10 protein-coding genes are annotated in these 9,169 nt (G+C 68.6%); 3 read left to right on the plus strand and 7 right to left on the minus strand.

The annotated features are described in order from the left end of the window. Nucleotides 1–294 precede the first annotated feature (294 nt). The gene (gene dcd / locus E0E39_RS00760; RefSeq protein ID WP_130873044.1) at nucleotides 295–870 is read right to left on the minus strand and encodes a dCTP deaminase; all 576 of its coding nucleotides are present in this window, start codon (nucleotides 868–870) and stop codon (nucleotides 295–297) included. 187 nt (nucleotides 871–1,057) lie between these two features. Here dcd and E0E39_RS15950 point away from each other — a divergent pair, with 187 nt between their 5' ends. Together E0E39_RS15950 and E0E39_RS00770 are read left to right on the plus strand one after the other, a co-directional pair. Continuing rightward, nucleotides 1,058–1,657 carry an AAA family ATPase gene (locus E0E39_RS15950; protein WP_207302373.1) on the plus strand — a complete coding sequence of 200 codons (600 nt, stop codon included), beginning with the start codon at nucleotides 1,058–1,060 and terminating at the stop codon, nucleotides 1,655–1,657. After that, nucleotides 1,654–3,537, plus strand: coding sequence for an ABC transporter ATP-binding protein (locus E0E39_RS00770; protein ID WP_245988150.1), 1,884 nt, complete (start codon nucleotides 1,654–1,656; stop codon nucleotides 3,535–3,537). The genes E0E39_RS15950 and E0E39_RS00770 overlap by 4 nt, the downstream gene beginning before the upstream one ends. Before the next feature lie 14 nt (nucleotides 3,538–3,551). Here the strand turns inward: E0E39_RS00770 and E0E39_RS00775 are convergent, their stop codons facing one another. Further along, nucleotides 3,552–4,061, minus strand: coding sequence for a GNAT family N-acetyltransferase (locus tag E0E39_RS00775; RefSeq protein ID WP_130873045.1), 510 nt, complete (start codon nucleotides 4,059–4,061; stop codon nucleotides 3,552–3,554). A 164-nt stretch (nucleotides 4,062–4,225) separates the two neighbouring features. Between E0E39_RS00775 and E0E39_RS00780 the strand changes: the two genes are divergently transcribed. Then, nucleotides 4,226–4,954 (plus strand): 4'-phosphopantetheinyl transferase family protein, encoded by a 729-nt coding sequence (locus tag E0E39_RS00780; RefSeq protein ID WP_130873046.1) that lies wholly within the window; start codon nucleotides 4,226–4,228, stop codon nucleotides 4,952–4,954. Between the two features lie 10 nt (nucleotides 4,955–4,964). Here E0E39_RS00780 and E0E39_RS15630 read toward each other — a convergent pair whose 3' ends face one another. The 5 genes from E0E39_RS15630 to deoC form a co-directional block, all read right to left on the minus strand. Further along, complete coding sequence (locus tag E0E39_RS15630) at nucleotides 4,965–5,108, minus strand: hypothetical protein (RefSeq protein ID WP_165444557.1); 144 nt, start codon at nucleotides 5,106–5,108, stop codon at nucleotides 4,965–4,967. A 143-nt stretch (nucleotides 5,109–5,251) separates the two neighbouring features. Then, on the minus strand, nucleotides 5,252–5,884 hold the full coding sequence (locus tag E0E39_RS00785; protein WP_165444582.1) for an MptD family putative ECF transporter S component: 633 nt from the start codon (nucleotides 5,882–5,884) through the stop codon (nucleotides 5,252–5,254). Continuing rightward, complete coding sequence (locus E0E39_RS00790) at nucleotides 5,884–7,323, minus strand: ABC transporter ATP-binding protein (protein WP_165444583.1); 1,440 nt, start codon at nucleotides 7,321–7,323, stop codon at nucleotides 5,884–5,886. Before E0E39_RS00790 ends, E0E39_RS00785 begins: the two co-directional genes overlap by 1 nt. Then, nucleotides 7,320–8,129: an energy-coupling factor transporter transmembrane component T gene (locus tag E0E39_RS00795; protein WP_130873049.1), complete on the minus strand. Its 810-nt coding sequence runs from the start codon at nucleotides 8,127–8,129 to the stop codon at nucleotides 7,320–7,322. The genes E0E39_RS00790 and E0E39_RS00795 overlap by 4 nt, the downstream gene beginning before the upstream one ends. 117 nt (nucleotides 8,130–8,246) lie before the next feature. Then, a complete protein-coding gene (deoC, locus tag E0E39_RS00800) occupies nucleotides 8,247–8,903 on the minus strand; it encodes a deoxyribose-phosphate aldolase (protein ID WP_130873050.1) in 657 nt (218 codons plus the stop codon). Between the last annotated feature and the right edge of the window lie 266 nt (nucleotides 8,904–9,169).

The raw sequence follows: 9,169 nt of genomic DNA on the forward strand, positions 1-9,169 counted from the left end.
GCCCCGGGCCGAGCGCCGGAAGCAGTTCCACGCACCATCCCCCCGGCCATTGACATCGGCGGCACGAGAACCGCATTCGCGTGGGTGGGGGCGCCCGGTGGAGTCATCGACTCCCCCCGGGCGCCCCCATTCGCTTGTCACGACGCGCGACGTGGCGTCGCCGGAGCTGCGGGGCGCGAGCAGCGGTCGGTGAGGCCCCGGTTCGGCGGCGGATGCCCACGAGATCTCCGGGCGCTGCGTCCCCGCGGACGCCGGTCCCGTCCACCTCGTCCGCGAGCTGCCGGGTGTTTTCCCCTACACCCTGGTGCGGTGGAAGTTCAGGTGGGATCGCGACGGGGTGGGGCCCCGCTGACCCTGGTACCGGGAGCCGTACTCCTTGGAGCCGTACGGGTGCCGGGCCTTAGAGGAGAGCCGGAAGAAACACAACTGGCCGATCTTCATGCCCGGCCACAGCTTCACGGGAAGCGTCGCCATGTTCGACAGCTCCAGGGTCACGTGGCCGGAGAAACCCGGGTCGATGAAACCGGCCGTGGAGTGAGTCAGCAACCCCAGACGCCCCAGCGACGACTTGCCCTCCAGGCGGGCCGCCACCGTCGCGGGCAGGCTCACCTGCTCCCATGTCGAGCCGAGCACGAACTCGCCCGGGTGCAGCACGAAGGCCTCCTCGTCGCCGACCTCGATCAGCCGGGTCAGCTCGGGCTGCTCCTCGGCGGGATCGATGTGCGGGTAGCGGTGGTTCTCGAACACGCGGAAGAACCGGTCGAGACGCACGTCGACGCTCGACGGCTGGAGCATCGCGGGATCCCACGGCTCCAGGGCGATCCGTCCCTCGGTCACCTCGGCCAGGATGTCTCGGTCGCTCAGAAGCATGCATCGAGCCTAATGGTTTCGGGCCGGCGCCGAGGGATGCCCGGTGATGACCAGTCCGGTGTCGTACTGGTTCGGTGCTCTTCTCACGACACGTTCCGGTGCCGTGTCCACCATTCGCCGGGAAAATCGGCGCGGCGGCCCCGCGACGCCGCATCCGCCGGTGCGCCCTCGGGATAGCCTTGGAACCATGTCCCCGGAAACCATGTTTCGGCTGCACCGCCTCCGGCTCAAGAACTATCGCAGCATCAAGATCTGCAACCTGTCGCTGGGGCCTCTGACGCTGTTGGTCGGTCCGAACGGGTCCGGAAAGTCCAATGTGCTCGACGCCCTCGGATTCACCAGTCAGGCGCCCGGCGAAAACCTGGACAATGCGCTCAGGGAACGCGGCGGCATCGCCGAGGTGCGGCGTCGATCAACGGGACATCCAACGCACTTCAGCATTGCCATGACCTTCGTGATGGGCGCAGGACGGCAGGCAGGCGAGTACGAGTTCGAGATCGGGGCGGCAAAAGGCGGCGAATACCGCCCTCGAGTCCCTCTGCGAAAGCCGGGCGATCAAACGGGGCGCCCACTTCGACTCCGATCCCGAACGCCCCCGAAACGCCAAGAAACAGCTCGAACTGCACATGACCGAGTCGTACCGGGAGACGCTGCACCAGCCGAAATTCTCGGCGCTCATGGACCTTGGCCTGCTGCGTCGCAGGAGCCCCTCCTATGGCCGTTTCGAAAGCGACTTGGCCGCAGCATTGAAATTGAGTCGGTGAAGGGGTCTACCCTCTTCGCATGAGACCTCTGGACGGACTGGGAGTGAGCCGCGGCGATGGGGCGATGCTGAGCCCCCTCGCCCGCGACCACTCGGTGCTGCAACACCGCTTCTCACGCGGCACGGCTCGTCGGATACTCCTGCAGGCGCGACCGTTCAGGCTGTGGTTCATCGTCTTCGCCGTGGCGGTGCTGCTGGGCAGCGCCACCACGGTGCTCCCGATGCTGCTGTTCCAGCGCATCATTGACGACGGGGTGCTGGCGGGCAACACCGACCTCGTCGTGCAGCTGGCGTTGGTCGTCGCCGGGCTGGCGCTGGCCGGTGCGCTGCTGGCGCTGCTGGAACGCTGGTGTTCGGCCCGGATCGGGGAAGGTCTGACACACCGGTTGCGATGCCAGCTGTTCGACCGCGTCAGCAGCATGCCGCTGGCCTTCTTCACCCGCTCCAACACGGGCAGGGTCATCTCCCGCATCGCCGGTGATGTCGCGGGCGCGCAGCAGGCGTTCACGTCGACGTTCTCGCAGGCCCTCAGCAACACCACCACCCTGCTGCTCGTCCTGGGGTCGATGCTGGTGCTGTCGTGGCAGCTGACCCTGGCGGCCCTGGTGCTGCTGCCCGTGTTCATGGTGCCCGCGAAACTGGTGGCGCGACGCATCGCTCGGTTGGCGCGCCTGAGGATGGATCATCAGGCGGAACTGACCGACACGATGGCGGAACGTTTCACCGTCTCCGGGGCGATGCTGGTGAAATTGTTCGGCGATCCGCGTCGCGAGTCCGCGATGTTCGAGGACAAGGCCGGGCAGTTGGCCCGCGACGGGGTGCGGATGGCGATGGTGACGCGCGTCTTCCTGTCCACGCTGACCCTGGTGGGGGCCCTGGCCACCGCCCTGTTCTACGGGTTCGGCGGCGGGGCCGTCATCGAGGGGCGACTCAGCCTCGGGACCCTCACTGCGATGGTGGCGCTCCTGGCGCGTCTCTACGGGCCACTGATGCAGCTGAGCAACCTGCGGATCGACCTGATGACCGCCATGGTCAGTTTCGAGCGGGTCTTCGAGGTGCTCGACCTCACCCCCTCCATCTACGACGCCCACGATTCCATCGACGTACCGGGCCCGCCCAGCATCGAGTTCGACAAGGTGTGGTTCACCTACCCCACGGCCTCGGAGGTGTCGCTCTCCTCCCTCACCCCGGAGGCCGACAGGGAACAGAAACGCGGCGAGAAGGTGTTGAGCGAGATCAGCTTCTACGTCGAGCCCGGACAGACGGTGGCGCTCGTCGGGCCGTCAGGGGCGGGCAAGACCACCATCACCCACCTGGTGGCGCGCCTCTACGAGGTCGAGTACGGGGCGGTGCGTGTCGGTGGCGCCGACGTGCGGGGCCTGAGGCAGGCGAGCCTGCGCGAGACCGTCGGGTACGTCACCCAGGACGCGCACCTGTTCCACGACACCATCCGCGCCAACCTCGAGTACGCCCGACCCGGGGTCGAGGAGGAACAGCTGTGGGAGGCCCTCGAGGGGGCGCAGCTCGCCGACCTGGTGCGTCGCCTGCCCGAGGGTCTCGACACCGTGGTGGGGGAGCGGGGCTACCGCCTCAGCGGCGGGGAGCGGCAGCGGCTGGCGATCGCCCGGCTGCTGTTGAAGTCGCCGCCCGTGATCATCCTCGACGAGGCCACCGCGCATCTCGACGCCACCTCCGAACGTCTCGTCCAGCAGGCGCTCGACGTCGCACGGCAGGGCCGCACCGCGATCGTGGTGGCCCACCGGCTCTCGACGGTGCGTTCCGCGGACATGATCCTGGTGCTCGAGAAGGGCAGAATCGTCGAGCGCGGCACCCACGACGAGCTTCTGGCCGCCGACGGCGCCTACGCGAGGCTGTACCAGCACCAGTTCGACACCTCCGGCTAGGTTCTGGCGTGCCATCACGGCCGGAGGCGGGTGCTCCCGGCCAGCTCGTGCAGCACCTCCGGGTGGCCGTCGTCGGCGGTTTCCTCCGCTGCCGGGTGGAACCCCGCCTTCGCCAGCACCCGCAGGCTCGCGGCGTTGCCGACCCGCACCCGCGTCGAGACCACGTCCAGGCCGAGGTCGCCGAGCGCCCACTCGCACACGAGCCGGAGCGAGCGGGTCGCGATCCCGCGTCCCCGGTGGGCCGGGTGCACGAAGTAGGAGACGTTCCAGCGGCCCTCGTGGAGTTTCAGGTCGATCCCTCCCGCGAACCCGGCCGGGATGCGGATCGCCCACGTGAAGGAATCGGGTTCCGTGTCGTTCGCGATCCGCTCCAGATGGGTCCGGCAGCGTTCCGCACCCGGCCGGCACGGCCACCCGAACCAGCGGGCGCACTCGTCGTCCTGCGCATCCGACCAGTCGTCGGCGTCACTCAGGCCCGGTGCCTCGAGAACGAGGTCGTCCGCGACCAGCCGGGGAGTCCTCATGGCACCCAGCCTACGAGGTCGCGTCGGAGCCCATCCAAACCGATCGAGCCGATCCGCCGGGGGGCGGAGAACCGAACCACTCTTTTCAGGAAGCAGGATCTTCCCGGAGAATCACATCCAGCAGCGAAGGCAGGGCGGTGGAGGAGTTCCGCTAGCGTTGTGACATGACCGTTTCCCCTTCCGTCGCCGAGTTGAGGCGACGCCTGGGTGTGGGCGGTGACTGCGATGAACCCCCGGGCTTGCCGGGTGTGGTGTGTCTCGCGGGGCCGGGGTCAGCGGTTGTTCTGTTCGCCGACACGGCGGCCGGGGCGGCGTGGGCGCGGCGGCGGGGCGGCGTGCTCTCGGGCGACGAGGCGGAACGGGCGGCGCGGTTCGTCGTTCCCGGGCTCGGGGAGACGTGGAGTGCGGCACGGGTGGTGCTGCGCGAGGTGCTGGGGCGCGCGACGCTCACGCCCGCGGCGGATGTGCGGATCCACACCGGTGAGTTCGGGAAGCCGTCGGTCGACGGGGTCGAGTTCTCTTTGTCCCACAAGGACGCCACCGTGCTGATCGGGCTCGGGGATCTTCCGCTCGGGGTGGATGTGGAGAAGGTCCCCGATGACCGGACCGTGCAGCAGGTCGGTTCGAGTTTTCATCCGCGGGAGGCGGCGGAGTTGCTCGACCTGCCCGCCGAGGAACGCCCCGGGGCGTTCGCGCGCGTCTGGGTGCGCAAGGAGGCCCTGCTCAAGGCCATCGGGACCGGCCTGTCGCGCGGAATCTCCCGCGACTACGTGGGCGCCGGGACGGTCCCGGGAACTCCCGTCGCGGGGCTGCGCATCCACGACCTGGCGCTCCCCGGGAAACCCGGCCACCGCGCTGCGCTGTGCACCACGGTGGCCGCGGCGACCCCGTAGCGGCGGGCCGTCAACAAGACCTGTCAGCGGGCGGTCTGTTCGAAAGCGCCGCCCCGATGAAGGCGACGGCGCCACCCAGCAGCATCGCCGCGTGCGCGGATCTGATCAGTTCCCAGACATTGGTTGGATTCTGTCGCGGGGCAATGACGGCCATTTTCCCTCCTTGAAGGGGAGTGGGGGGGCACTGACGCCCAAGCAGCCGACCTAGCCTACATTTTCCCTCCTTGAAGGGGAGTGGGGAGTTCCGGTTTCCGTGGGAGAGGGGACCCGACCGGTTCCGGCCGGGAGATGGGGCCGTCAGACGATGCCGGCGCGGGAGAACTGCCTGCGGGTCAGCGCGCGGCCCCAGAAGCACCCGGCGACGCAGGCGACGACGGCGAGCAGGCAGTACATGACCATGGTCGCGGGGTTGAGCATGTCCAGCCCCACCTTCGCCACGTCCAGGGTGGGGTTGTTCGCGTAGAGCTCCAGGTAGGCGTCCTTCATCCAGACGAAGGGAATGTACTCGCCGATGGCGAAGAGGGTCACGAAGGCCGTGTACGCGACGGTCATCGACGCGAAGGACTTGTGCCCCATCAGCCAGTAGATCACCTCGGCGACCAGTCCACCCGCGATCGTCATGTAGCACATGACGCCGCCGGGGGCCATGGAGATCATCATCAACCCGATGATGACGCCCGTGATCAGGAAGATGCCGGTGCGCTGCACCTTGCCGAGCAGGACCATGAAGATCAGGCCGCCGAAGACCCCGAAGATCACCGGGAGCAGCACCATGATCAACGGGATCGCGCCCATGGTCATGCCGCAGATGAAGAACAGCACGATGTACAGGGCGACGAAGATGCCGATGGTGACGGCGTCACGGACCGGGGAGCTCCTGCGGTTCTGCGCGGGGGGTGTGGGCTGTGTGGATTCCGTTGACTCGCTCATCATTCCTCTTCTCTCGCGAGTTTCTCCAGGACGACCTGGTGGCCGTCGATGTGGACGGTGTGGTCGAAGGTGGTTTCGATGAACTCGACGTCGTGGGTGATGACCAGCACCAGGGCGCCGTCCTCGGCCACGTCCCTCAGCAGGTCGGAGACCCGCTGCATGTTCCTGGCGTCCAGGCCCGAGGTGGGTTCGTCGAGACAGATCACCCTCGCCTTCTTCATGCAGGCCAGGGCGATTCCGAGGCGCTGCTTCTGCCCACCCGACAGGGTCAGCGGGTGGCGTTCCCGCAGCTCCTCCAACCCGGTGCGGGCCAGCAGCTCGGCGGCCCGCGCCTCGGTCGCGGGTCCGGGAGGGGAACCGATCAGCATCTCGTCCCACACCGATTCACCCACCAGCTGGTACTCGACGTCCTGCATCACCAGGGCGCAGTCGCGGGTGCGGCGGCGCCTGGTCCAGGTTCTCCCGTTCCAGCTGACCCTTCCCCGGGATTTCAGCAGCCCCAGCAGGACCCTCATCAAGGTGGTCTTGCCGACGCCGTTGGCGCCGGTGATGCCGATCACCCCGGAGGCGGGCAGGGTCAAGTCGTCGATGCGCCACAGCGGTTCGCACCGGGGATGGGCGAACCGGGCGTCCTGGATTCTCGGGCCGGCCTGGTCGAAGGGCTCCGGTGGTGTCGGCCGGAACCCGGTGCGGCGCAGCCGGCGAAGCCCGTGATCGGTGAACCAGGCATCGGGCAGCAGCCGCAGCCGGTCGCTGGTGAGGTCGGCGGCCACCCGGCCGGCCTCCAGCACGACGCAACGGTCGATGACCCCGTCGAGGTAGGAGAGGCGGTGGTCGGCGATGATCGTCGTCACATCCCTTTCCTTGAGGTCGAGAATCACCCCGCGCAGCATGTCGAGGCTGTCGAGGTCGAGATTCGCCGAGGGTTCGTCGAACAGCAGAACCCGGGGGCTCAGCGCCATCGCGGACCCGATCGCCAGTTTCTGTTTCTCACCGCCCGAGAGCCCCGCGATGCGGCGGCCCAGCAGGTCGGTGATCCCGACGTCGGCGGCGATCTCACCGACCCTGCGGACGATCTCCTCGGAGGGCATGGCGAAGTTCTCGCAGCAGAAGGCCAGCTCGCTGGTCACGTCGAACGTGAAGAACTCGGAACGGGGATCCTGGAAGACGGTGCCGAGCCTGGAGGCCAGGTCGCGGGCCTGCAGCTGGGCCACCGGGACACCGTCGAGGGTGATGCTCCCGGTGACGTGGGCGTCGAAGAAGTGGGGCACCAGGCCGTTCAGGCAGCGCAGCAGGGTCGTCTTGCCGCACCCCGAGTCCCCCGTGACGAGGACGCTCTGACCGGTGGGGATGACAAGGTCGATGCCGCTGAGCGCCGCGGGAAGCAGGGCGTCGTCGTCGCCGAGGTAGGAGACGGTGGCCTCGGTGAACTCGATCACCACTTCACCCACACCTTCACGGCGGCGACCAGCGCGGGGGTGAACGCCATCAGGGCCCAGTCGACGGCTTCCAGGCGCGGAACGGTCATCGCGGAACGGCGGTGCCCGGGGTCGAGGCCCTTGCACTCCGCGACCGCCGACAGCTCGTCGGCGATCCGTCCCGAACGCATCAGCACCGGGACGACGCCGTGCTCCAGCTCCTTCAACGGGTGACGCAGCCAGCGACGCCACCGGGCCTCCGAACCCCGCAGCCTGGACGCGGAACGGATGGTCCGAAGCTCGCCCAGCAGCGTGGGGACGTAACGGTGGATGACCATGACGACCACCAGGAAGGTGCCCGGCAGTCGCAGTGTGCCCAGGGCCGCCATCGCCTCACCCATCGGCACCCGGGTGAAGACCACCAGACCCATGGCGAGTGCCGGGAAGCCGTGGACCGAGAGGGTCAACAGGATTCCGAGCCACGGCACCAACGGCAGGTGCGCCCCCAGCAGGCACAGGTGGTGAAGGATCCGCAGCGCGACGTAGCTCCCGGCCAGTTGCAGGGACAACCGGGACGACCCGAGCAGGAACCCCAGGACGATGGGATACGCGGTCAGCAGGGCGGTGCCGGCCGGGGTCTGGACCATGCCGGTGCCGCAGGCCACCACGACCAGCACAACCAGGCCTGCCCTGAAGTCGGGCTTGGTGGGGGTGGGTGGCCGGAACCCTCCGGGAGTCCCGGAGGAAACCGTCGCGTGGTTCGCTTCGGGGCGATCCGGGCGAGGGGTCGGAACCCCACCCGGGAACGGAGAACCAACCGCCGACATAATTGCTTAGGCTAACCTAAACTCCGCGTCGGTGGAACCCACTTGCTTGCCCGTTCAACGACGACCCGCGGGGAGCGAATGCCGTGCCGGCCGGGACTGCGCGGTGCTGTCAGCAGGTCAGGCCGGGGCGCCCTCCAGGATGGCGCGGCTGGCGGACAACCCCAGACGGGTGGCCCCCGCGGCGACCATCGCCTGTGCGGTGTTCCAGTCGCGGATGCCGCCGGAGGCCTTGACCCCGAGGCGACCGTCGACGGTCGCCGCCATCAGTGCGACGGCGTGGGTGCTGGCGCCGCCCGCCGGGTGGAAGCCCGTCGAGGTCTTGACGAAGTCGGCGCCCGCCTCCTCGGCGGCCCGGCAGGCGGTGACGATCTCCTCGTCGGTCAGGGCGGCGGCTTCGATGATGACCTTCAACAGCCCGGTGGTGGCCTCGCGCACGGCCGCGATCTCCTCGACCACCCGGTGTGGTTCGCCGGCCTTCAGGTGGCCGATGTTGATGACCATGTCGATCTCGTCGGCCCCCAGCCGTGACGCCTCGGCCGCCTCGGCGGCCTTTGTCGCGGGGGTGTGGTTGCCGGACGGGAACCCACACACCGTCGCCACCTTCAATGGGGCGAGGTCGTCGGTGAGCGGCAGCATCGACGGCGACACGCACACCGAGAAGACGCCCAGCTCCTTGGCCTCCGCGACCAGCGCGGAGACCTGCGCCGGTGTGGCATCGGTTCGCAGGAGGGTGTGATCGATCATGCGCGCCAGCGCGTCCCGGGAAATCTCCATGCGTCGAGGGTAGTCGGTCGCGGCCGAACCGCCGGACAGCCCCGCGTCCGCCACCCCGCCCGGCGGAAACGCTTGCCTTGTGGTCGTGTGCTTGCGCTGTAGCGCTGGCGTTTGACGGGAAGGCAGGCGTTCGGCAGGTGGGCTGGCGTTCGGCAGGAGGGCTGGCGTTCGGCAGGAGGGCTGGCGTTCGGCGGGGGTGGTGGGGGTTCTACCGGGTTCGCTTGCCTTGTGGTCGTGTGCTTGCGCTGTAGCGCTGGCGTTTGGCG

Source organism: [Pseudopropionibacterium] massiliense (assembly GCF_900607225.1).
GTDB classification, from domain to species: Bacteria; Actinomycetota; Actinomycetes; order Propionibacteriales; family Propionibacteriaceae; genus Arachnia; species Arachnia massiliensis.

Excerpts from the sequence above, each read along its gene's own strand:
- deoC (WP_130873050.1), bottom strand. The coding sequence starts at position 8,903 with ATGGAGATTTCCCGGGACGCGCTGGCGCGCATGATCGATCACACCCTC.
- E0E39_RS15630 (WP_165444557.1), bottom strand. The coding sequence starts at position 5,108 with ATGGCCGTCATTGCCCCGCGACAGAATCCAACCAATGTCTGGGAACTG.
- E0E39_RS00795 (WP_130873049.1), bottom strand. The coding sequence starts at position 8,129 with ATGTCGGCGGTTGGTTCTCCGTTCCCGGGTGGGGTTCCGACCCCTCGC.
- E0E39_RS15950 (WP_207302373.1), top strand. The coding sequence starts at position 1,058 with ATGTCCCCGGAAACCATGTTTCGGCTGCACCGCCTCCGGCTCAAGAAC.
- dcd (WP_130873044.1), bottom strand. The coding sequence starts at position 870 with ATGCTTCTGAGCGACCGAGACATCCTGGCCGAGGTGACCGAGGGACGG.
- E0E39_RS00780 (WP_130873046.1), top strand. The coding sequence starts at position 4,226 with ATGACCGTTTCCCCTTCCGTCGCCGAGTTGAGGCGACGCCTGGGTGTG.
- E0E39_RS00770 (WP_245988150.1), top strand. The coding sequence starts at position 1,654 with ATGAGACCTCTGGACGGACTGGGAGTGAGCCGCGGCGATGGGGCGATG.
- E0E39_RS00785 (WP_165444582.1), bottom strand. The coding sequence starts at position 5,884 with ATGAGCGAGTCAACGGAATCCACACAGCCCACACCCCCCGCGCAGAAC.
- E0E39_RS00775 (WP_130873045.1), bottom strand. The coding sequence starts at position 4,061 with ATGAGGACTCCCCGGCTGGTCGCGGACGACCTCGTTCTCGAGGCACCG.